Origin of the sequence: Mycobacterium paragordonae (assembly GCF_003614435.1) — a bacterium.
In the GTDB taxonomy this organism is placed as follows: domain Bacteria; phylum Actinomycetota; class Actinomycetes; order Mycobacteriales; family Mycobacteriaceae; genus Mycobacterium; species Mycobacterium paragordonae.
Window position 1 is genome coordinate 3,253,203 of record NZ_CP025546.1, and the last position, 22,512, is coordinate 3,275,714.

Here is a 22,512-nt window from a genome sequence, read left to right on the forward strand (position 1 = left end):
AAGGTATCGCCGTGCTGTACCGGATCAGTCGCCTTGCCATCGCGTTCCCGCGGCGGATCGTCTCCGTGGCCCTGCTCGTCATGGTCGGCGCCGCAATCTTCGGAGTTCCGGTGGTCAAGCAACTTTCGGGCGGGGGAGGACTCGACCCCGGCGCGGAATCATCCAAGGCCACCGAGCTGCTGTCCCGTAAATTCGACCGGGGCGACACGACATTGGTGATCGCGGTGACCTCGCCGGGCGGCGCGAACGGACCGCAGGCCAAAGCGGTCGGCACCGATGTTGTTCGGCGGCTGAAGAATTCGCCGGACGTCCGCGAAGTGCAGTCGGGTTGGACCGCGCCGCCGGAAGCGGCACCGGCCTTCTTCAGCAAGGACGGAAAGACGGGCCTGATCGTGGTTGCCGTCGGCGGGGGTGAAGGCAAGGCCCAGCAGAACGCCATGCGACTGTCCGACGAACTCGTCCACGACCGGGATGGGGTCACGTTGCGTGCCGGGGGTGACGCCGCCGTCTCCTGGCAGGTGAACGCGCAGACCCAAAAGGACTTGTTCCTGATGGAATCGGTGGCGCTGCCGCTGAGCTTTGTCGTGCTGGTCTGGGTGTTCGGCGGCCTGGTCGCGGCGGCGCTGCCGGTTGCCGTCGGCATCTTCGCGATCCTGGGTTCACTCGCCTGCCTGCGCACCATCGCGCTGTTCACCGACGTGTCGATCTTCGCCCTCAACCTTTCGGTCGCGATGGGCATGGCGCTGGCAGTGGACTACACCCTGCTGATTCTCAGCCGATTCCGGGATGAGCTGGCAGCGGGCCAGACTCGGGAGGATGCGCTGGTCCGCACCATGGCCACGGCCGGCCGCACCGTGGTGTTCTCAGCGATGACGGTGGCGCTGGCCATGTCGACGATGGTGTTCTTCCCGCCGTACTTCCTGAAATCCTTCGCCTACGCCGGATCAGCGGTCGTGGCACTGGCCGCGGCCGCAGCGATCACCGTGACGCCCGCGGCGATCGTGCTGCTGGACCGCCGTCTGGATTCCTGGGATGTGCGCCCGTTGCTGCGCCGGATCTTCTGGGGCAGCGCCGGCCGCAGCCAAGCTCGGCAGCGGCGAACCTGGTACGACTGGGCCAAAACCGTGATGCGCCACGCACTGCCCATCGGGATCGCGATCATCGCCGTGCTGTTGCTGTTGGGCTCACCGTTTCACCGTGCGAGGTGGGGTTTCGCGGACGACCGGATCCTGCCCACCTCGGCCTCGGCCCGCCAGGTGGGCGATCTGCTGCGCAACGACTTCCCGGACCGGGGCGTGCCCGATATCACCGTCGTGCTGCCGGACGCAGCCAATCTCAGTGCCGCCGAACTCGATTCGTATGCGGCTGAGCTCTCGCGGGTGCCCGAGGTGAAATGGGTGGGCTGGCTGGGTGGCACGTTCGTCGACGGCCGACGGTTCGGCCCGCCCTCGGCGCCCTACGGGATCAGGAACGGCAGCGCCTTCCTGACCGTAGGCACCACCGCGCCGCTGTACACCAGCGCCTCAACCACCCAGCTGGACCGGCTGCATGCCGTCCCCACACCGAAGGGCAGACCCGCATGGCTCACCGGTGTGGCGCAGAGCAATCGGGACAGCGTGCACGCCATCGCATCCCGGCTACCGGTGGTACTGACGCTCATCGCCGCGATCACCCTGGTGCTGGTATTCCTGTTGACCGGTAGTGCGGTGTTGCCGGTCAAAGCCCTGTTCATGAACACGTTGTCGCTGACCGCCGCGTTCGGGGCGCTGGTGTGGGTTTTCCAAGAGGGACACCTGGGCGGCCTGGGCACGGCGGCCACCGGCACACTGGGTGTCGAGTTGCCGGTTCTGTTGTTCTGCATCGCTTTCGGCCTGTCGATGGATTATGAGGTATTCCTGATCTCGCGGATCCGGGAGTACTGGCTGTCATCCGATCAGGGTCCGGGCGCCAATGAGGAGAGCGTAGCGCTCGGCCTGGCGCACACCGCGCGGGTGATCACCGCCGCGGCGCTGATCATGACGATCTCATTTTCCGCCCTGATGGCCGCGCAGGTTTCGTTCATGCGGCTGTTCGGATTCGGCTTGACGGTCGCGGTGGTTGCCGACGCCACTCTGGTCCGCATGTTGTTGGTGCCGGCGTTCATGCGTGTGCTGGGCAGGTTCAACTGGTGGGCACCGAAGCCATTGGTTCGCCTGCACGAGCGTTTCGGGCTGAGCGAGGAACCTCCGCAAACTGGTTGAGGCGGTTTGTGCCGCAAGAATTTCGCAAGAATTGCGACAAGATGCGGCAAGCGTTGCGCGGCAGGGTAGGTATGCCGGCCCATCGGGCGGCCCCGGCAGGGCTTAACCGCAACGCAGAAGGAAAGACATCGTGGACACCACTCACCCGCTGACGTTGACGACCGGGCAGATATTCGCCGGATTCCGGATCATCCGGGTGCTGGGCGCCGGTGGTATGGGCACGGTATACCTGGCGGCCCACCCGCGGCTGCCGCGCGAGAATGCCCTCAAGGTGTTGCCGGCACAGTGGGGCGGCGACCCGGTGTATCGCGCCCGCTTCGAGCGGGAAGCCGAGTTGGCTGCCAACCTCTCGCATCGGCACATCGTCCAGGTCCACGATCGGGGCGAGCACGATGGCCAGTTATGGCTCTCCATGGACTATGTCGCCGGGACCGACGCGGCCCGCCTGCTGCGCGGAAGATTCTGCGGCGGAATGCCTTTGGCTGAGGTCGTCCGCATCATCGGCGCGGTGGCCTCGGCGCTGGACCATGCCCATCAGCGGGGCCTGCTGCACCGCGACGTCAAGCCGGCCAACATTCTGCTGGAAGACGACGGCCCGCAACCGCGGGGCGTTTTCCTCGCCGACTTCGGCATCGCGCGGCGCATCGACGACGTGATCGGACTCACCTCCACGAACATGACGGTAGGGACGGTCAACTACTCCGCCCCCGAGCAACTGCGGGGCGAGCCGGTCGACGGGCGTGCCGATCAGTACGCGTTGGCCTGCACCGCATTTCATCTGCTGACGGGTGCACCACCCTACGACGACGCCAATTCCGCGGTGGTGATCAGTCGGCACGTCGGCGCCCCGCCGCCCGCGATCGGGGCGTTGCGTCCCGAGTTGGCCGGGCTGGACTGGGTTTTCGCCACCGCGATGGCGAAGGACCCGGCGCACCGATTCGGCAGCTGCCAAGAGTTCGCCAACCACCTGGCCGGGCATCCGGCTCCCGGCTTCGCCTACGCCGGTGAGCTTCCGGGCGGTCCGGTCCTGCAGTACCCGACGCAACCCTCGCTGAGCGACACACTGCCCGCTCTGCCGCGAACCACCGACGGTCGCAACAGACGCACGCGCGTCGTGGCCGCCGCTCTGTTCTGCATCGCACTGCTCATCGGCGGCGGGATCATCGCGGGGGAGAAGCTGATCTCCCACTACCGCTCGAACTCTGCGGCCAGGACCCCGGTCGCCCAATCCTCGCCCACCACCACAACCCCCGCACCCAACACGGGGCCGTTCACCGGCTCCTACCAGGTCGAGTTCGGGGTGGTAACCGGCGTCGACGGCCAGCGTGCTGAGAAGCCGGTGCCGCCGACCAGCGAAACATGGTCAGTGCGATCGGTATGCGGTACCGCCGGATGCGTGGCAACCGCGACCCGGTACGGCGGTGAGACCATGCAGGTGCCCCAGATCGTATTCGACCAGGTGGATGGGACGTGGGTGGCGGTCAGTGTCGGTTCGACCAACTGCGGTACAGCCGAAGGTGAAGTGTGGGAGACGTTTACGCTGCAGGCCCGGCCGGATGGCACGCTGGCCGGTGAGGCGACCCAGACGATGGCCAAAGGTTGCGCGAACAAGCGGACGGTGACCTTCACCCGCACCGGAGACGCCGACGTGAACAGCCTGCCGGATCCGGCCGCCCTGCCGCCGCGGGTGACGTCGCCGGCAGCAGCGCTGCGCGGCCGGTATCACCTTTTGTCGGTCCAGCCGAACGGTTTCAAAGATCAGGGCGACTACGTTGTCCGGACCGACTGCCTGCGCGCCGGTGATCGGTGCGTGAGCCTGCTACACACCGCGCCGGCCACCGCCATGGTTTTGGTTTACGCCGACGGAACCTGGAACTATGACCGCGAATTCGACGGCACATGTGGGCGAGGCCGCAACACACATGTGAGAATCGTTGTGCCTTTTGCCCTTCCGCAGCCACCGCAAGACCCGATCATGACACTCAGCGGCAATGGCCACGAGGAACTCAGCGGTGGCTGCCCCAGCACCGACGTCCAGGTGACCCTCACGCGCACCGGCGACTGAGGCAGCGAGCTAGCGGGTCTCGGAAGTCGACGCGATGCGCTGCTGCGCCGGCGGGCTGAACTGGAATCGCCGGCCGGTCACCGATTCCGGTATCACCCGGACGTAGTGCGACTTCTCGGAATCCGTCCACGGCAGCAGGTGGGCGCGTTCGGCCTCCGCGATGTCGTCGTCGCTGCGCACCGAACGGGCGGTGCCTTTGACGATCACGCTCCAGCCCTGGGCGACATTGTGATCGTCCACTTCGAACACCACGTTGTTGTTGATCGCGGTGCTGACCAACTTGGTGCCTCCCGCGGTCCGGAACAGGATGGTCTTGCGCTGCACGACGTAGTTCACCGGGAAGATCTCGGGACGCCCGTCGACGGCGGTGACCAAGCGGCCCAACGTCATACTCGCCAGCAGCTGCCAGCATTCGTGCGCGGACAGAATGGTGCCGCCAACGTGGTCCTGGCTCTCATACGTCATGCCCACAGCCTATTGAACGAGACGCGCCACCGCGCCTGCCAAAGGTCCTCTTCTGCGGGTGACCAAAAGCCGTACGCGTCAGGTGACCGCGGTGCCGAAAAGGTGCCCGACGCCGTAGGTGAATGCCAGCCCCGCGGCCCCGCCGATGACCACGCGCAGCACCGCGCGGCGCACGCTGCTACCGCCGATCCGGGCACTGAGCGCACCCGCCACGGCCAAGGCGATCAATACCGAGACAAACGTCACGGGCACCCGCCACGCGGCGGGGGGGAGCAGTATCGCCACCAGCGGGAGCAACGCTCCAGCGATGAAAGAACCGGCCGATGCCGCCGCGGCATGCCACGGATTGGTCAGCTCCTCGGGATTGATCTGCAATTCGGCCTCGGCGTGCGCGGCGAACGCGTCATGGGCGGTCAGTTCCTTCGCCACCCTCGCCGCGGTCGCGGGCGACAGGCCCTTGGCCTGGTAGATGGCGGTCAGCTCCGCCAACTCCGCCTCGGGAGTGTCGCGCAGTTCGTGGCGCTCCTTGTGCAGCAGCGCCCGTTCACTGTCGCGCTGACTGGACACCGAGACGTACTCGCCCAACGCCATCGACACCGCGCCGGCCACCAGGCCCGCCAATCCGGCCGTGAAGATCGGACCGCGGGCTGCCGTCGCCCCGGCAACGCCGACCACGATGCCGGCGACGGAGACCACGCCGTCGTTGGCGCCGAGCACCGCGGCGCGCAGCCAGTTCAACCGGCCGGACGCGCCTTCGCGGTGCGGCTCGGAGGGATGATGCCCCTGCTGACGTTCTTGTCGGCTCTGCTGTTCGTCAACCACGGGGTAAAGCCAACCGCACCAGCGCGAGTCCCGCCAGCAAGCGCAGGCTCACCAACCCCGGCGCGGCCGGCGCCGCACCCAGAACACCAGCGCGCCCACGGCGAGGAACGCGGTGCCTGCGATCACCGACGTCGCCGGCAGCGCGAAGGCCACCACCACGCAGCCCAGCGCCCCCAACACCGGAATGACCTTGGGCAGCGCACCTTCCCCGGGCCGCAGCGTGAAGGCGGATGCGTTGGCGATCGCGTAGTAGGCCAGCACCGCGAATGACGAGAATCCGATCGCGCCGCGCAGGTCGACCGCGGCCGCCAACGCGGCGGCCACCACTCCGACCGCAATCTCGGCCCGATGCGGCACCGCGAACCGCGGATGCACCGCGTCGAGCTGATGCGGAAGATGGCGGTCGCGGGCCATCGCCAAGGCGGTCCGCGAGACCCCCAACAGCAGCGACAGCAGCGACCCCAGGGCCGCGAGTACCGCACCGACGGCCACGATCGGCACCAGCCAGCCGGCGCCCGCCACGCGCACCGCATCCACCAGGGGCGTGGCCGTCGCGGCGACCCGCCGCGGTCCCAGCACTGCCAGCACGGCGACCGCCACGGCGGCGTACAACGCCAGCGTGACCGCCAGTGCGACCAGAATCGCCCGCGGGATGGTGCGGGCCGGGTCACGAACCTCCTCGCCCAGGGTGGCGATGCGGGCGTAGCCGGCGAACGCGAAGAACAGCAGCCCCGCCGACTGCAGCACGCCGCCTGCCGAAATACCTTGCAGCGTGGTGAGATTCGTGACGAGATCGGGCGGTCCGGATCCGAACGCGGCGATGATGACGGCCATCAGCACGAGTAACACGGTCGCGACGATGCTCCGCGCCAGCCACGTCGACTTCTGGACGCCGAGGTAGTTGACGACGGTCAGGGCCAGCACCGACATCACCGCCACGATGTGCGCGTGGGCGGGCCAGGCGTAAGTCCCGACGGTCAGGGCCATCGCCGCGCAGGAGGCGGTCTTGCCGACGACGAAACCCCAGCCCGCGAGGTATCCCCAGAACTCGCCCAACCGCTCACGTCCGTAGACGTAGGTACCGCCGGAGGCGGGGTACAGCGCGGCCAACCGCGCCGACGACGAGGCGTTGCAGTATGCGATCACACCGGCGGCCGCCAACCCGATCAGCAGACCGGCCCCCGCGGCCCGCGCGGCCGGCGCCAGCGCGGCGAAGATCCCGGCACCGATCATCGAACTGAGCCCGATCACCACCGCGTCGCCGACACCCAGGCTGCGTCGCAGCCGATTCGGAGGCGGGCCGTCGCTCGTCACCCGGCCACGCTATCCCGCTGCGGCAAGCAACTCCTCGAAGGCTTCGTCCATGCACTGCGCGTAGCGGGCCGGGTCGGGCAGCGCGTCGCGGTCCGCCGTGGCGCTGATCGACAGAATCCCGTTGTAGCTGGCGACCACATGGCACAGGTTCAGACCGCCGATCAGTGGCCCGAGTCCGGCGGCACGCAGCAGCCGGGCGCCGCGGAAGTAGATCGGCTGGGTGGGGCCCGGCACGTTGGTGACGGTGGTGTTGGCGACGGTCGGGCCCGAGAAGGGAAGCACGCTGGCGGCTTTGGCGGTGACCCCGAGCAGCGCCGTCGGCAATGTCGCCACCAGCTCGAGCATCTGCGTCCTGGTCGTCTGCTCGGCTTCCGACCGGCTCTGCGCGGTCGACTCGGCGATGGCGGCCAGCCGTTCGAGCGGATCGGCGATGTCGGTTGCCAGCGTCTGCAGCCGTCCGGCCAGCATGTTTCCCTTGCCGCTGGTATCACCGGCCTCGCGCAGCGAGATCGGGCACGCCGCGACGAGCGACTCTTCAGGAAGCTCGTCGTGGCCGGCCAGGTACCGGCGCAAGGCACCCCCGACATAGGCGAGCGCGACGTCGTTGACGGTCGCGCCGGGCACCCGGGCCTTGATCTTCTTGAAGTCGGCGAGGTCGTGAAACCGGGCCTCGAAAACACGATGCGGCGACACCGTCTCGTTGAAGCGCGTCTTGGGTGGGAAAGCGGGCCGGTTGCCGTCGGCGACGCTGCTCACCAGACCACCGACCAGCTTGACCGGCAATGCGGCCAGGCCGCGGACCAATTGCGGTGCACTCGACAGCACCACCTTGCCGGCCCGCACCGGGTACAGCGCCGCGTTGACTGCGGTGCGGGACAACAGGTCTGACGTCGACGGTAGCGGAGCCGGCCGCCAGGGCCGGTCCGGGCCCGGCGGCCGCGGGCTGTCGGCGGCCAGGTCGTGCAACGCCGCGATCATCTGGACGCTCGCCATCCCGTCGACGGCGCAGTGATGCAGTTTCAGCGCCATCGCGAAGGAACCCTTCGGCACGCCGGGCACGGCGTTCAGTCCCTCGATGACGGTGATCTCCCACGGCGGACGGCGCAGGTCGATCTGCCGGGCATGCAGCCGGGCGACCTGAATGCACAGCTGCCGCCAGTCCCCGGGTTGCGGCAGCCCGATGTGGCGCACGTGGTATTCGAGGTCGAAGTTCGGGTCCTCCACCCAGTACGGCATGTGCAGGCCGCCCGGCAGCTCGGTCAGACGCCGGCGGAAGACATCGGCCAGATGCAGCCTGGCGTCCAGCTCCTCCAAGATGCCCTTGAAGGTCACTTTCCCGCCCGGCGCGGTGGACGGGTCATAGATCAGCAGCATCTGAATCTGCAACGGCGTCGCGGGGCCTTCCGCCCGCAGCATCATGTCGTCGCTCCAACTCAGCTGCTGCACGTCATGCCCCCTTCATGCTTCGCGTCTCACGTTCGAAACCAATGCTGCGCCACCGTTGACGCCTGCGTAACAGGATTGCCATCGAACCTACCTACGGTGAGGCGGTCTAGCGTCCGTCAAGCGATCAGCCACGGACCCCCCTTTGAAGCCGGCTTTTGGGCCGGGTAGTGAAGCGATAGGAACTCCATTGAGCGGAAACGCGGTCCGCCTGCAGGCGATCAACAATGTCGAGGCATATGTACCCCCGGCGATCAGTTTTGTACCGGGTGAAGCTCCGGGCGAGATCTTCGGCTCCAACGTCTTCACCAAGGCCGAGATGCAGGCGCGGCTGCCGAAATCGGTCTTCAAGTCGATCGTGGCCACTATCGAGAAGGGCGCTCCGCTCGACCCCGCCGTCGCCGACACGGTCGCGGTGGCGATGAAGGACTGGGCGCTGGAGAAGGGCGCCACCCACTACGCGCACGTCTTCTACCCGATGACCGGCCTGACCGCGGAGAAGCACGACAGTTTCCTGGAGCCCGTCTCCGACGGCGCGACGCTGGCCGAGTTCGCCGGCAAGACGCTGATCCAGGGCGAGCCCGACGCGTCCAGCTTCCCGTCGGGCGGGTTGCGCAGCACGTTCGAGGCGCGCGGCTACACCGGTTGGGACGTCACCAGCCCGGCCTACATCCTGGAAAACCCGAACGGCAACACGCTCTGCATCCCCACCGTTTTCGTCTCCATGACCGGAGAGGCGCTGGACTACAAGACCCCGCTGCTGCGCAGCCAGCAGGCCATGGGCATCCACGCCGAACGCATCCTCAAGCTGTTCGGGCACCAGGAACTGAACAAGGTCGTGTCCTTCTGCGGTCCCGAACAGGAGTACTTCCTGGTCGACCGGCACTTCTTCCTGGCGCGGCCCGACCTGATCAACGCCGGGCGCACCGTGTTCGGCGCCAAGCCGCCCAAGGGACAGGAATTCGACGACCACTACTTCGGCGCGGTGCCCGAGCGGGTCCTGGGCTTCATGATGGACACCGAGCGGGAGCTGTTCAAACTCGGCATCCCGGCCAAGACCCGGCACAACGAGGTGGCCCCGGGCCAGTTCGAGGTGGCGCCCATGTTCGAGCGGGCCAACATCGCCTCCGACCATCAGCAGTTGCTGATGACGATCTTCAAGACGATCGCCAAGAAGCACGGCATGGAGTGCCTGTTCCACGAGAAGCCGTTCGCCGGAGTGAACGGGTCGGGCAAGCACGTCAACTTCTCGGTGGGCAACTCCGAGCTGGGGTCGCTGCTGGTGCCGGGTGACACTCCGCACGAGAACGCACAGTTCCTGGTGTTCTGCGCCGCGGTGATCCGCGCCGTGCACAAGTTCGCCGGACTGCTGCGGGTGTCGGTGGCCTCCGCCACCAACGATCACCGCCTGGGCGCCAACGAGGCGCCGCCCGCGATCATCTCGATCTTCCTCGGCGAGCAGCTCGCCGACGTGTTCGAGCAGATCGCCAAGGGCGCGGCGACGTCGTCAAAGGGCAAGGGCACCATGATCATCGGCGTCGACACCCTGCCGCCGCTACCCACCGATGCCGGCGACCGCAACCGCACCAGCCCGTTCGCGTTCACCGGCAACCGTTTTGAGTTCCGGGCACCGGGATCCGGTCAGACGGTCGCCGTGCCGATGATCATCCTGAACACGATCATGGCCGACTCGTTCGACTACATGGCGACGATCCTCGAGCAGGCGGTCTCCGACGGGGAGGATTTCGACGCCGCGGTGCAGAAATTGCTCACCGATGTCATCACCGAGCACGGCGCCGTTGTGTTCAACGGTGACGGGTATTCCGAGAACTGGCAGATCGAGGCGGCCGAGCGCGGATTACCCAACCTCAAAACAACATTGGACGCCATCCCGGAGCTGATCAAGCCGGAGGCGGTGGCTGTCTTCGAAAAGTACGGCGTCTTCAACGAGCGTGAGTTGCACAGCCGCTACGAGGTGCGACTGGAGCAGTACGCGCTGACCATCGCAGTGGAGGCGAAGCTGGCGCTGGAGATGGGCACGACCGTCATTCTGCCAGCGGCCGTGCGCTACCAGACCGAGCTCGCCCAGAACGTCGCCACCTTGAAAGCAGCCGGTGTCGAAGCCAGCACCGCTGCGCTGGAAGCGGTTTCGGCTCCGCTGGCCGACCTGACAACCGCGTTGACGACCTTGAAGGCGGCGCTGTCCGGCAACTCGGCGAGCTCCGCAATGGATGAGGCTACACACGCCCAGAAGGAGCTGCTTCCGGCGATGGAGGCGGTGCGGGCCGCGGCTGATGCCCTGGAAGGCATTGTGGCAGATGACCTTTGGCCATTGCCCACCTACCAGGAGATGCTCTTCATCTTGTGACAAGATTGCAGAGACCTCGTCGGGCGTGAGGGCCGGCCGCAACAGCGGAACTGGTGATTCCCGGCTCTCACGCCCGGCGACCCGGGTCAACCCACGTGGTGGGCATCATCGGGACGGTCGGCGCGTCGGTGCCGGAATTCCCGCCGAGCGTGGTCAACCCGCTGGCATTATCGATGCCGGAAACCGTTGCGGTGCCGGTGAATCCGAGCGATCCGGCGCCCGCGCCCGAGGGTTGGGCCGACGGTTCTGCTGGAGGCTCGACAAGGTCCGCCTGATCGTCCAGGGAAAGAAACTCGTCACGGTAGCCACGGCTGCCGAGGTCGCCTCGGCGTCGCCGGCGGTGCCGGACATTGCCTGCGGTGGCAGCCGCGGACGGCGCGGCGATCCGTGCGGCAGGGGCGCTTGCGGTCGCCCGGGTGTGCAGGACGGGTCCGAGCGTCGGACCGGAGTCGGGACCCGAGCCGACGAGATAGGCGACACCAGGGCTGGGCGTGGCCGGGGGGGCACCGGTCGTGGCCGACGCGCCCGACGCCTGCGGGACAGGGGCAGCGCCGGGTGCCGGTGCCGCCGGTGCCGCCGCGGTCACCGGGAGTCCGGCGACGGGCACCACGCCTTCGGCGACCGCGACAGCCGCTTCGCCGCCGGTTTCCGCCGCGATTGCCGGAAAGGCGCACAGCGCCGAAAGGCCCAGAGCGAGTGGGATCGCGGCGGACCCGGGTGCCGCGACGACGGCGTACATCGGCGATCCCAACAGGGCGAATGTCGCGGCGTAGGCGAACACGTAGATCAGCGGCAACCAGGTGGTCATCGCCGCCGCCGGGTTGGTGGCGAAGTCGGTGATGATCTGCAGCACCGTCCCGAACGGGTTGGTGACAAGTCCCTTCAGCACCCGGTACATGCTCGAAAAGTGTTCGGACCAGGCCAGCGCTTCTTCGATGGGATCGGTGGGCGCGAATTTGGCCGGTTCCGCGGTGGCGATCGGCGGAGCCGCGTCCGTGGGCGTCACCGCCGCCACCGCGGATGCCGAAAACGTCTGGTACACGGTCATTGTCGTCGCGGCCTGAATCCACATGCGGACGTAGTCCGCTTCGTTGAGCGCGATCGGAATCGTGTTGAGGCCGAAGAAGTTCGTCGCGACCAGCACACCGTGCAGGGCATGGTTAGCGGCCAGTTCGGCAAGCGTCGGCATGGCCGCCAGCGCGGCGGTATAGGCGGCCGCGGCCGCTTCGTGCTGCGCCGCTGCCTCCGCGCTCTTGACGCCGGCGCGGGTAAGCCAGTCCAGATACGGCAGGTGGGCCGCCGCGTACCGCGATGCCGTCGGGCCGTCCCACGTACCGCCCTGCACCGAGGCGAGCAGCGCCGTCAACTCGGCTGCCACCGCGGCGAACTCGGTGCTGAGCGCCTGCCAGCCCGATGCCGCGGCCAGCACCGATCCGGGTCCCGGACCGCTGCACAGCAGGCTGGAGTGCACTTCGGGCGGTGCTGCCATCCATACGGTCATCGGGTATCTCCTCGGTAGCCAACGCGCTCATCTGAAATCAGAAGTTAGCATTGGGTAACCTAACAAAAGTTAGCGTGCCCTATCTGGGTTTCACATCAACTGCCTAGGACGTGTCCCGTTCGCCCGGCAAAGCACGCCTGGTCCTTGCGGAAACCATTAGCCTTATGCCTGGCACGCCACCGCGTACTCGTGTCCGGCGCAGGTCATGGTCGGGGGCGCGAAGGCGCCTCGGGTCGGATAGCTGTGCGGAAGGCGGGTGAATAGTCGGCGATGGGTGACACCTCCGAGGGTTCGCGGGTGGGGACGCAGTTCGGGCCGTACCGGTTGCGGCGGCTGGTCGGGCGCGGCGGCATGGGCGACGTGTACGAGGCCGAGGACACCGTGCGTGAGCGCGTCGTCGCCCTGAAGCTGATGTCGCAATCGCTGTCACAGGACCCGGTCTTTCGCTCCCGGATGCAACGCGAGGCCCGCACCGCGGGACGCTTGCAGGAGCCGCACGTCGTGCCGATCCACGATTACGGCGAGATCGACGGCCAGCTGTATGTGGACATGCGCCTGATCGACGGCAAAGACCTGGCCGCCATCTTGAAGCGCTACGGCCCCCTCACCCCGCCGCGCGCCGTGGCGGTCATTCGCCAGATCGGTGCCGCCCTGGACGCAGCACACGCCGCCGGAGTGACCCACCGCGACGTCAAACCGGAAAACATCCTGGTCAGTGCCGACGACTTCGCGTACCTGGTCGATTTCGGCATCGCCAGCGCGGGGTCCGACGAGAAGCTCACGCAGATCGGCAGCACGGTCGGGACCCTGTACTACATGGCCCCGGAGCGCTTCGGCGAGGCCGAAGTGACCTACCGGGCCGACATCTACGCGTTGGCCTGTGTGTTGTACGAGTGCCTGGCCGGCAGCCCGCCCTACCGGGGCGACCAGCTCAGCGTGATGGGCTCGCATCTCAACCAGCCCGTGCCGCGGCCCAGCGTGGCGCGGCCGGGAATTCCCGCGGCCCTCGACGACGTCATCGCCCGGGGCATGGCCAAGGATCCGGCCGACCGTCATCCCACCTGCGGAGACCTGTCGGCGGCGGCCTATGCGGCGCTGGCGACGCCCGACCAGGACCGGGCCGCCGACATCCTGGAACGCAGCCAGGTCGGGGAACTGCCGCCCCAGTTCGCGGGTCAGACGCCCGGAAGTTTCCCGGCCACCGCGCCGCCTGCGATGTCGCAAGGAACACCCTGGCCGACACCGCCGGGACCTCCGACACCGCAGCCGGGAACGCAACCCGCCGGGCAGGGCGGTCCCGCGCCGGCGCAATGGGCCGGTACCCACGGCTGGGGAGCGGTGCCGGGCGGCAACACCGGGGTGCCCCCATGGGGCCAACCACCGCCGCCGCGCGGGACCGGTCTGCTGCGTAAGCCCTACGTGTGGGCGGGGCTCGCGATCGCCGTGATCGTGGCGGTCGCGGGCGGGGTGATCATCGGGTTCTCCCACCCCAAGCGGTCGGCCTCGCCGTCCAAATCGTCGACGGCGCCGACGGCTCCGGATGCGGTGCAACTCAACGTCCTCAATGACGGCGTGTTCATCGGCAGTTCGGCGGCCGTCGCGACGATCGACGTCTTCAACGAACCGATCTGCCCGCCGTGCGGTGCGTTCATCAGGTCCTATGCCAGCGACATCGACACCGCGGTGAACAACAAGAAGCTCGCGGTGCGCTATCACCTGCTGAACTTCCTCGACGAGCAGTCACACACCAAGAATTACTCGACCCGCGCCGTCGCTGCATCGTATTGTGTTGCGGCGCAGAATGACCCGAAGGTCTACACCGGCTTCTACGCTGCCCTGTTCGGCAGTGAGTTCCAGCCGCAGGAGAACGCGCCCGCCGACCGCACCGATGCGGAACTGGCGCACCTGGCCCAGACCGTCGGGGCCAACAGCACCGCGACAAACTGCATCAAGTCGGGTGCCGACCTCGGTACTGCCCAAACCAAGGCAGACAACGCCAGCACGTCGCTGGCCGGGTTCAACGCCAACGGCACCCCCTTCGTGTGGGACGGCAGCAGCGGCGTGGACCTGCAGAATCCCAACTGGCTGACGAAACTGATCGGATGAGCCGATGACCGAACGCATTGAAACCGACCGCACCATCGCCGCGCCCGCCGCGGATATCTTCGCGCTGCTCTGTGATCCGCGCGGGCACGTCGCCATCGACTCGTCGGGGATGCTGCAGGACGCCGAAGGCGATCCGGTGACGGCCGTCGGCGACACGTTCGTGGTCCACATGGACCGCGAGTCGCTGAACGACTTTCCGCAACTGGGAAAGTACGACGTGACGGTCGAGATCACCGAGTTCGAGCAGGACCGGCTGATCGCCTGGACCATCCTCGGACAGATCCGCCCGCAGATCGGCCACGTCTACGGCTATCGCCTGCAACCCACCGAGGACGGCACCGTGGTCACCTCGTTCTACGACTGGTCGAACATCGACCAGCAGTGGCGCGACGCGGGCATTTTCCCGGTCATCTCCGAAGGCGCGCTCCGCGCCACGCTGGGCATCCTGGACCGGACCGTACGGGGGCGCGCCGGACCCGGTTGACGGGCGCTGTCGGAGGTGTTCGGTAGGGTCCTCCGCGTGACTCCGACAGCCGCCATCAAAACCGTAAACGCCCGTCTCGCTGAGGAACTGGCGGTTGAGCTGCCCCAGGTGATCGCCGCGGTCAAGCTGCTCGACGAGGGCGCCACCGTGCCGTTCATCGCCCGCTACCGCAAAGAGGCCACCGGAAGCCTCGACGACGGGCAGCTGCGCCTTCTCGAGGAGCGGCTGCGGTACCTGCGGGAGCTCGACGAACGGCGGTCCGCCGTGCTCGCGTCGATCGCCGAACAGGGCAAGCTGACCGACGAGTTGCAGGCCGCGCTGCTGTCCGCGGACACCAAGGCCCGCGTCGAAGACATCTATCTGCCGTACAAGCCCAAGCGCCGCACCAAAGCGCAGGCGGCCCGCGAGGCGGGATTGGAGCCGCTGGCAGACCGGCTGCTCAGCGATCCGGCGCTGGTGCCCGAAGCGGTGGCGGCGGACTTCGCCGGTGACGACTTCCCGGATGTCGCGGATGCCGCGGCCGCGCTGGAGGGCGCCCGGCACATCCTGATCGAACGGGCCGCCGAGGACGCCGAACTGGTCGGCGCGATCCGGGAGACGTTCTGGGGACGGGCCGCGCTGCGCACCACACCGTGGTCCGAGGAGGCGGCGAAAAGCGCTGAGGCACAGAAGTTTCGCGACTATTTCGACTTTTCCGAGCCGCTGGGGAGCATGCCGTCCCATCGGGTGTTGGCGGTGCTGCGCGGTGAGAAGGAGAAGGCGCTGGCGTTCAGCTTCGACGGCGGGCCGGACGACCTCTACGAGGCCATGATCGCGCGGACCCTCGATGTTGACCTGTCGGGTGCGCCGCAGCCGGCCCAACGGTGGCTCTCCACGACCGTCAGCCTGGCCTGGCGGGCCAGGCTGATGTTCTCCGCGACGGTCGATGCCCGCATGCGGTTGCGCCAGCGAGCGGAAGAGGAGGCGGTGGCGGTGTTCGCCAAGAACCTCAAGGACCTGCTGCTTGCCGCGCCCGCCGGGGCCCGCACCACGCTGGGACTGGATCCCGGATTCCGCACCGGCGTCAAGGTGGCGGTGGTCGACCGCACCGGCAAGGTGCTGGACACCTGCGCCATCTATCCGCACCAGCCACAGCGGCAATGGGCTGCCGCCAAGGCGACCCTCGCCGCGCTGGTCGCCCGCCACAAAGTCGAGCTGATCGCGGTGGGAAACGGCACGGCCTCGCGTGAGACCGATGCGCTGGCAAGCGAATTGATCGCGGACATCCGGGCAGCCGGCGGCTCCCAGGTTCCGGCGAAAGCGATGGTGAGCGAGGCGGGCGCATCGGTGTATTCCGCTTCGGCCTACGCGGCGCACGAACTGCCCGATCTCGACGTCACCCTGCGGGGCGCGGTGTCGATCGCCCGGCGCCTGCAGGATCCGCTCGCGGAACTGGTGAAGATCGAGCCGAAGTCCATCGGCGTCGGGCAGTACCAGCACGACGTGACACCCGGAATCCTCGCCCGCAGTCTGGACGCGGTGGTCGAGGACGCGGTCAACGCCGTCGGCGTGGATCTCAACACCGCCTCGGTGCCGCTGCTGGCGCGGGTGTCGGGCATCTCCGAATCGCTGGCCGAGGCCATCGTCGCTCACCGGGACAACACCGGCCCGTTCGCGAACCGGCGCGCCTTGCTGGACGTTCCCCGGTTGGGGCCCAAGGCTTTTGAGCAGTGTGCGGGCTTCCTGCGCATTCGCGGCGGCGACGATCCGCTCGACGCCTCGGGTGTGCACCCGGAGGCCTACCCGGTGGTCCGGCGGATCCTGGACCGCTCGGGTGTCACCCTGGCCGAGATCATCGGCGACGAGCGTGCCTTGCGCAGGCTTCGCCCCGCCGATTTCGCCGACGACAGGTTCGGCATTCCCACCGTGACCGACATTCTCGGCGAACTGGAAAAGCCGGGTCGCGACCCGCGACCGGCCTTCACCTCGGCGACGTTCGCGGCCGGGGTCGAAAAGGTCGCCGACCTCAAGCCGGGCATGGTGCTGGAAGGCGTGGTCACCAACGTGGCGGCGTTCGGCGCCTTCGTGGACGTCGGTGTGCACCAGGACGGACTGGTGCACATCTCCGCGATGGCCGAACGCTACGTGTCAGACCCGCACGAGGTTGTCCGTTCCGGTCAGGTGGTGCGAGTGAAGGTCATGGAGGTCGACGTCGAACGTCAGCGCATCGGGCTGAGCCTGCGTCTGGGTGACCAGCCGCAGCGCGACAAGCGGCCAGGCCGGGAATCGGCGCCCCGTGCCGGAGGTAAAAGCGCTCCCGCGCAACGTATTTCGCAGCAACCGCGAAAATCCGCACGCAAGGCACCCGAGTCGGCGGGCAATTCGATGGCGCAGGCCCTGCGCGATGCCGGCTTCGGGGCCGGCCTCGGGCGGTGAACTCCGACGCGTAGTACTACTCATCCGGCTGCACCACCGGCTGGGCATGCTGGACGAATGCCCCTCGCTACTTCCCTGCCTGATGCTGCTGTGCTCGCATCCGACCCCAAGCGCGACCGCGCCGTCGACGTCGCACGACTGACCGCGTTGGTGGTGGTGATGTTCGGCCACTGCGCGCTGTTGCTGGCCACCATCGATTCCGGCGGCGTCCGGATCGGCAACCTGCTCGGCGCTATTCCCGCGATTGCGCCGGTGACCTGGGTTGTTCAGGTGATGCCGCTGTTCTTCCTGGCCGGCGGCGCCGCGGGCGCCTACGGCTGGCATTCCGGCGCTGCCTGGGGTTCCTGGCTTGTCACCCGGGCGCAGCGCCTGTGCCGGCCGGTGTTCTGGTATCTGGCCGCGTGGACGGTAGCGCTGTTGGTGGTGCGGGTCACCGTCGGGGACGAATCCGCCGATGGGCTCGGGCGCGAATGTGTGGCGCTGCTGTGGTTTCTCGGCGTCTACCTGGTGGTGCTTGCGTTCGTTCCGGCGCTGACCCGGCTGCGGTCGGGGCGTGCGGTCGTGGTGACGGTGGCGGGTCTGCTCGCGGCCGCGGAGATCTTCGACCAGATCCGTTTCGCGGCGGGAACGCCCGAATCCGGCGTCGCCAATTTCCTTGTCGTCTGGTTGATTCCGGTGGTGATCGGCGTTGCCTACGCTCGCGGGCTGATCAGTGTCCGGGCGGCACTGGTGGTCGCGGTGTCGGCGCTCACCGCGCAGGTGGCGCTCGCGCTCGCCGGGACATACGAGGTTTCGCTGGTGGTGACCGGCGCGGAGCAGGTGTCCAACGTGTCGCCGCCGACGCTGTTGCTGGCGCTGCACTGCACCTGGATGTCCTGCGCGTTCGTGGCCGCGGCGGCGCCGATCCGCCGCTGGGCGCAGCGTCCGCGGGTCTGGCGCGCCGTGGCCGTGGGCAACGGGGGAGCGATGACGCTTTATCTGTGGCACATTCCCGCGATCGCCATCGCCGCCGTCGGCCTGAACGCCGTCGGCCTGGACGCCTACGACGTGCACGCCCCGGGATTCTGGGCCCTGCTCGCACTGCGCGCGGTGGTGTTCGCCGCCGTCATGGCTCTGCTGTTCCGGTTGCTCTCACCGCTCGAGCACCGGCGCCTGCCCTGGTGGGACGCGCCGGTCCGAGCCGCCGGCAGCAGGTCGGTGGTCGCCGGTGGGCTGATCTGCGTCGCGGGGGTCGCCCTGGTGCTGATGGCCAAGAACGGTCTGGCCGGTGCCGACGGATGGGCCTCCCTGGCCGGCTTCCTGGCCGCGGCGGCGATCGCGCGGGTAGTCAGTCGCGAGCCATCTGAGATGCCGGTGCCGCCCAGTCGGTCGACACCGTCCGCTGCTTGATCAGCCAAGTGCCTTCGGCGGGAACGAGCACGTCGCGGTAGCGGCCGAGGTGGTCGAGCCCGACCCGGGTGACCACGGTGAAGTACGACCAGACGTGCGCCCGCTGGGCAGTGAGCTCAACGAACAGCACGTTGGACAGGATGTGCCGGACGACGGGCCTGTTGTTCGCGCCGGCGGTGGTGGCCACATCGGCCGTCACGCCGCGCAGGAAACCGGCAATCTCGGACCTGCCGCTCAGCGACCGTGCGCCGCGTATCTCGAGCAGGCCGTCGACGCAGAACGTGGCGGCGAGGTCGTCGACCCGGCCGGCGTCACCCGACCAGTTGTACCGTGCCAACGTGTTGCGAATCTGTTCGCGCGCAACGAGTTCCCAGATCTCCACGGTCGCGGCGGTTCACCCGAAGGGGCGGTTCTCGCGGATGCCGCGGTACATTCCCCAGCGCACGATCAGCGGCATCACCACGTGCTCGACCGACCACAGCGGGAACCGGAAGGCGTGCCCGGTCGGGAAGAACACCTCCAACCCGTCGCGCTGGACTCCGACCAGCGACCCCCAGCGCCGCCCCGGCGCTTTGAAGGAACGCAGCGGGCGGTCGTCGAACACGGCGCGAATGTTGCGCGCTACCAACCCATCTCCGCGATTTCGCGCGGAGCTGCGCAGCGGATCGGTCGCCGCCACATCACCGACCGCGAACACCTCGGGGTGGCCGGGTAGCTGAAGTTGTCGCGTCACCCGGACGAATCCGCCCTCATCGAGCAGTTCCGGCGGCAGCCAGTCGGTGTTAGGACGCACCCGGCCGATCGCCCACAGCACGGCGTCGGCCACCGCGGGCGTCTGTCCGGTGCTCCAGCGCACCGGCTCGCTGGTGATCTCGTCGCCGGCGAAATCGTCGGTGATCACGGCCCGATGGCCCGGGTGCAGGCCCACGCCGAGATCGGCCAACCGGTGGGCGACCCGCTTCCAGATCCGCGGATGGTATTCGCGCAGCGGACGGTCCCCCGGGAAGTACAGATCGACCTGCTTATCAGGCCACGTGGTGGCGATGTTGACGGCGCTACTGACCGCCGCCGCGCCGCCGCCGATGACGATCACCGATCTGGCCGTTGCCATCCGCTCGTGTGCCGCGTAGAGGCCGGCGCCGATTTCAGCTGCGGACCGCAGCGAGGGCTCCCGCCAGAAGCCGTTGCTGACACCGGTGGAGATGACCAGGGCGTCGTACGCCTCGGCGACCGGCGTGCCGTCCTCAGCACGTCCGAACACCTTTCGTCCGGCGAGGTCGACGCCGGTCAGCTCGGCCTGCACCGTCCGTACCCGGTCCAACTTGCGGAACCTGTCGAACGGAATCCAGTAATCCCGCGCCCAATCGTCCGGACGAGCGAGTCGGACGCCGAGTTCCTGGCCGCTGACCAGCCCCGGTTTGGCCGAAATCCCGACCACCTCGAAGTGCGGGGCCAGCCGGATCGCGGTCAGCACGCCCACATCGCCCAAACCCGCGATCACCACCCGCTTGCGGCTCATGCGGCCACCTTCCGCGGTGGACGGGGCACGAAGCGCGACACCCGGTCGATGACGCGCTGATATTCCGGGCGCCGCTCCAGGCTGCGGGTCTCCATCATCGGGATGCTGGCGCCGAGGAACATGGCCAGCATCGCCGCCGCTCCGAGGAACAACCACCACCAAGACGACGGCGCAGCCGCCACTCCGAACAGTGCCAGGGAGAACCAGAAACCGAACTCGCCGAAGTAGTTCGGATGCCGCGACCAGCTCCACAGTCCGCGGTCCATCGCCGCACCGGCGCGTGCCTCGCGAACAAAACGGTGCATCTGCCCGTCGGCCACGAATTCGAGGGCGACCGCTGCCAACCCGGTCACGAACGCGACGAGGGTGAGCCAGCGGATATCCGCGCCGGGGCGGGTGACGCAGACGTATACCGGCAGCATGCCCGCAAACACCTGCAGGGTGGGGATCAGGTGGATGGCAACCAGGTCGACGACCAATTCCCAACGCCCCGCACGTTGTTTGAACATCGGGTAGCGCCAGTCCTCGTGGTGCAGGCCGGGAAAACCGTAGACCCAGTTTCCGGTCAGCCGCACCGCCCACACCGCAATCACCACGAACACCAACCAGCAACGCAGCTGGTCGACTCCCGGCCCGGCCTGACTCCACCAATACAACATCAGCAGCGGCGGTATGACGCTCCAGTACGCGTCGTAGAAGCTGGAATTGCGGTAGACCCGGCTGAAGACGAACACCACCAGGGTGGCCAGGACATCGGCGATCAGGGTGTCCAGCCACAGGTGTCCGGTGTGCGGGCCCCACGCCAGCCAGCCGGCGGCCACGCCGATCGCGATCACATACGCCAGGGTGACTAGTGTCAGGGATCGCGCCTTGCTCACCGCTGCCGTCATGAAGCCGAGTTCATTTCTGCCACTGCGCTTTTCGGCGAGCACACGTCATCCGGGTCTCCTTCAGCGCATGGCCCGGTTGGCCCGGGCTCCCGGCTACGGTAGGCAAAACTGTAACACGTTCTACCGATGACGGAGTCTCCCGTCAGGGTGCGGGGGACTCGTGGGTGACGGCTCGGTAGCCCCGGGCGCCGGCCCGGTCGACCGCGGCTTTGACGACGCCGAATATCAGCCCCTGCAGGCCGGCGCCGATCAGGGCGGAGCGGGTGGAGTTGCTCAGGTCTTTCGGGTCGGGCGGTGCCTGGTCATCGTCGCTGAAGCGTTTCCACACCTGACTGAATACGGCGCCGGCCAGCAGACCGCCGGTGACACTGGTGGCCATCGACAGCGGCAGGTACAGGGCTTTGGACTTTGCGCTCATGACTGTCCTTTGCTTGTGCGGGTGTTGATACCGGTGTTCCCCAATCCGCCCGTCATCCAACGCTTCCGCCCGAAGCCTGCGAAACCGCGCTCCCAGGCCAACCCGCGGTCGCCGCCGGGCACCGCCAGTCGGCGGTCACGGGGCCCGGCAGCTTCCACGTGGACATCCCGCTGCCCGTAGCGATACCTACTGCTTGTCGACCTTGCCGGCGATCTGCGTGGCCAGCTTGACGCCGGCGTCGCCCGGGTCTTTGGGCCCGCAGCCGCTGACGTCGATCACCACGTTGTTCCGCACGGTCAGGGCCCGCTGGCAGGCCCCGCCCACCGCGGTGCCGTTGTCGGTCGTGCTGACCGAGATGGTGGTGGTGAGCACGCCGTTGGCTGAACCGACCTGTCCGATCTTCCAGGTGATTTCGGCGCCGCCGGGGTCGGCCGGGACGACGAGGGAGCGATCCGCGCAGGCCGGCCAGGCCTTGGACGAGGCGTCGAAGAATGCCTTGGCCTCGGTCGCGGATGGGAACACCACCAGGTACTGCACGGCCTCGGGGTCCATGTCCTTGGATCCCGGGGTCGCCGGTGTGGCGCTGTCGTCCCGCCCGGTCGCCCCGGTGAAGCCACTGCCGGCGTAGACCGGGTTCTCGCCTGGGCCGTAGGCATACAGGCACTCGGCGGGCCACTTCCAGCCCTGCGGGTACTGCTTGTTGCCGTCGTCCGCCAGTTTGTCGGACTTGTCTCTGATCGCCATTCCCATGGTGCCCAAGGCGGCGTCGATCTCCGACGGAGTGAGCAGCAGGTTGGTCAGTGCCGCCTGGGCGACGGGCGGCTTGGACGACTGCGAGCTGGCGGCCGAGCCGCTTGCTGAACTCGATGATGATGACGCGGTGCCGCTGTCGTGGTCGCCACCACAGGCGGCGACGAGTAATCCGGCGGCGGCAACGGAGACGGCTGCGGTGAGGGAGCGCATAACCTGTCCTTCTTGCTTGTCGTTGGTGTGCAAGCAATCCGCGACTCCCCGGCGCGTCTGCCGCATTTGGCGGCCTGAGCATACTGCCGGGACGCGCCGGGGGGAACAGG

General features: G+C 68.0%; 17 protein-coding genes. 7 read left to right on the forward strand and 10 right to left on the reverse strand.

The genetic code is table 11. The features are described from left to right. Nucleotides 1-11 precede the first annotated feature (11 nt). Both C0J29_RS14830 and C0J29_RS14835 read left to right on the forward strand, forming a co-directional pair. Nucleotides 12-2,240 (forward strand): MMPL family transporter, encoded by a 2,229-nt coding sequence (locus C0J29_RS14830; protein WP_120792789.1) that lies wholly within the window; start codon nt 12-14, stop codon nt 2,238-2,240. 130 nt (nt 2,241-2,370) lie between these two features. Further along, on the forward strand, nt 2,371-4,305 hold the full coding sequence (locus C0J29_RS14835; protein ID WP_242460439.1) for a serine/threonine-protein kinase: 1,935 nt from the start codon (nt 2,371-2,373) through the stop codon (nt 4,303-4,305). A 9-nt stretch (nt 4,306-4,314) separates the two neighbouring features. Here C0J29_RS14835 and C0J29_RS14840 read toward each other — a convergent pair whose 3' ends face one another. From C0J29_RS14840 to C0J29_RS14855, 4 genes are all read right to left on the reverse strand, one after another. Further along, nucleotides 4,315-4,770 carry a pyridoxamine 5'-phosphate oxidase family protein gene (locus tag C0J29_RS14840; RefSeq protein ID WP_065049733.1) on the reverse strand — a complete coding sequence of 152 codons (456 nt, stop codon included), beginning with the start codon at nt 4,768-4,770 and terminating at the stop codon, nt 4,315-4,317. A 78-nt stretch (nt 4,771-4,848) separates the two neighbouring features. Further along, on the reverse strand, nt 4,849-5,592 hold the full coding sequence (locus C0J29_RS14845) for a VIT1/CCC1 transporter family protein (protein ID WP_065164458.1): 744 nt from the start codon (nt 5,590-5,592) through the stop codon (nt 4,849-4,851). 48 nt (nt 5,593-5,640) lie between these two features. Beyond that, complete coding sequence (locus C0J29_RS14850; protein ID WP_277950721.1) at nt 5,641-6,906, reverse strand: APC family permease; 1,266 nt, start codon at nt 6,904-6,906, stop codon at nt 5,641-5,643. A 9-nt stretch (nt 6,907-6,915) separates the two neighbouring features. Beyond that, entirely contained in the window at nt 6,916-8,352 is a 1,437-nt protein-coding gene (locus tag C0J29_RS14855) for a WS/DGAT/MGAT family O-acyltransferase (protein WP_065049417.1), read from the reverse strand. 187 nt (nt 8,353-8,539) lie between these two features. On the opposite strand from C0J29_RS14855, the gene C0J29_RS14860 reads away from it, so the two are divergent. Further along, the gene (locus C0J29_RS14860; RefSeq protein ID WP_120792790.1) at nt 8,540-10,717 is read left to right on the forward strand and encodes a glutamine synthetase III family protein; all 2,178 of its coding nucleotides are present in this window, start codon (nt 8,540-8,542) and stop codon (nt 10,715-10,717) included. 67 nt (nt 10,718-10,784) lie between these two features. On the opposite strand, the gene C0J29_RS14865 is transcribed toward C0J29_RS14860, so the two are convergent. Then, entirely contained in the window at nt 10,785-12,218 is a 1,434-nt protein-coding gene (locus C0J29_RS14865; protein WP_065164454.1) for a PPE family protein, read from the reverse strand. A gap of 270 nt (nt 12,219-12,488) precedes the next feature. Here C0J29_RS14865 and C0J29_RS14870 point away from each other — a divergent pair, with 270 nt between their 5' ends. Genes C0J29_RS14870 through C0J29_RS14885 form a run of 4 tightly spaced genes read left to right on the forward strand, consistent with a single transcriptional unit; the run spans nt 12,489 to nt 18,612 of the window. Then, nucleotides 12,489-14,324 carry a serine/threonine protein kinase PknE gene (locus tag C0J29_RS14870; RefSeq protein WP_065164453.1) on the forward strand — a complete coding sequence of 612 codons (1,836 nt, stop codon included), beginning with the start codon at nt 12,489-12,491 and terminating at the stop codon, nt 14,322-14,324. A gap of 4 nt (nt 14,325-14,328) precedes the next feature. Further along, nucleotides 14,329-14,808, forward strand: a complete 480-nt coding sequence (locus tag C0J29_RS14875; RefSeq protein ID WP_065164452.1) for an SRPBCC family protein — start codon at nt 14,329-14,331, stop codon at nt 14,806-14,808. Nucleotides 14,809-14,862: 54 nt separating this feature from the next. Beyond that, complete coding sequence (locus C0J29_RS14880) at nt 14,863-17,223, forward strand: Tex family protein (RefSeq protein WP_370530914.1); 2,361 nt, start codon at nt 14,863-14,865, stop codon at nt 17,221-17,223. A gap of 57 nt (nt 17,224-17,280) precedes the next feature. Then, nucleotides 17,281-18,612: an acyltransferase family protein gene (locus C0J29_RS14885; protein WP_120792792.1), complete on the forward strand. Its 1,332-nt coding sequence runs from the start codon at nt 17,281-17,283 to the stop codon at nt 18,610-18,612. Here C0J29_RS14885 and C0J29_RS14890 read toward each other — a convergent pair. The 5 genes from C0J29_RS14890 to C0J29_RS14910 all read right to left on the reverse strand — a co-directional run bounded on the left by C0J29_RS14890 (nt 18,551) and on the right by C0J29_RS14910 (nt 22,402). Further along, entirely contained in the window at nt 18,551-18,994 is a 444-nt protein-coding gene (locus C0J29_RS14890) for a nuclear transport factor 2 family protein (protein ID WP_120792793.1), read from the reverse strand. The genes C0J29_RS14885 and C0J29_RS14890 overlap by 62 nt on opposite strands. Before the next feature lie 12 nt (nt 18,995-19,006). Continuing rightward, nucleotides 19,007-20,131 carry an FAD-dependent oxidoreductase gene (locus C0J29_RS14895; protein ID WP_120792794.1) on the reverse strand — a complete coding sequence of 375 codons (1,125 nt, stop codon included), beginning with the start codon at nt 20,129-20,131 and terminating at the stop codon, nt 19,007-19,009. Continuing rightward, the gene (locus C0J29_RS14900) at nt 20,128-21,021 is read right to left on the reverse strand and encodes a DUF1295 domain-containing protein (RefSeq protein WP_162951474.1); all 894 of its coding nucleotides are present in this window, start codon (nt 21,019-21,021) and stop codon (nt 20,128-20,130) included. Before C0J29_RS14900 ends, C0J29_RS14895 begins: the two co-directional genes overlap by 4 nt. A gap of 142 nt (nt 21,022-21,163) precedes the next feature. Beyond that, nucleotides 21,164-21,439 carry a DUF4235 domain-containing protein gene (locus C0J29_RS14905; RefSeq protein ID WP_065049436.1) on the reverse strand — a complete coding sequence of 92 codons (276 nt, stop codon included), beginning with the start codon at nt 21,437-21,439 and terminating at the stop codon, nt 21,164-21,166. A gap of 186 nt (nt 21,440-21,625) precedes the next feature. After that, the gene (locus tag C0J29_RS14910) at nt 21,626-22,402 is read right to left on the reverse strand and encodes a sensor domain-containing protein (protein ID WP_065049438.1); all 777 of its coding nucleotides are present in this window, start codon (nt 22,400-22,402) and stop codon (nt 21,626-21,628) included. Nucleotides 22,403-22,512: the final 110 nt, after the last annotated feature.

Bases quoted from the DNA above. Each gene is read 5' to 3' on its own strand.
- C0J29_RS14840 (WP_065049733.1), bottom strand. From the start codon at position 4,770: ATGACGTATGAGAGCCAGGACCACGTTGGCGGCACCATTCTGTCCGCG.
- C0J29_RS14865 (WP_065164454.1), bottom strand. From the start codon at position 12,218: ATGACCGTATGGATGGCAGCACCGCCCGAAGTGCACTCCAGCCTGCTG.
- C0J29_RS14870 (WP_065164453.1), top strand. From the start codon at position 12,489: ATGGGTGACACCTCCGAGGGTTCGCGGGTGGGGACGCAGTTCGGGCCG.
- C0J29_RS14875 (WP_065164452.1), top strand. From the start codon at position 14,329: ATGACCGAACGCATTGAAACCGACCGCACCATCGCCGCGCCCGCCGCG.
- C0J29_RS14885 (WP_120792792.1), top strand. From the start codon at position 17,281: ATGCCCCTCGCTACTTCCCTGCCTGATGCTGCTGTGCTCGCATCCGAC.
- C0J29_RS14895 (WP_120792794.1), bottom strand. From the start codon at position 20,131: ATGAGCCGCAAGCGGGTGGTGATCGCGGGTTTGGGCGATGTGGGCGTG.
- C0J29_RS14900 (WP_162951474.1), bottom strand. From the start codon at position 21,021: ATGACGGCAGCGGTGAGCAAGGCGCGATCCCTGACACTAGTCACCCTG.
- C0J29_RS14905 (WP_065049436.1), bottom strand. From the start codon at position 21,439: ATGAGCGCAAAGTCCAAAGCCCTGTACCTGCCGCTGTCGATGGCCACC.
- C0J29_RS14910 (WP_065049438.1), bottom strand. From the start codon at position 22,402: ATGCGCTCCCTCACCGCAGCCGTCTCCGTTGCCGCCGCCGGATTACTC.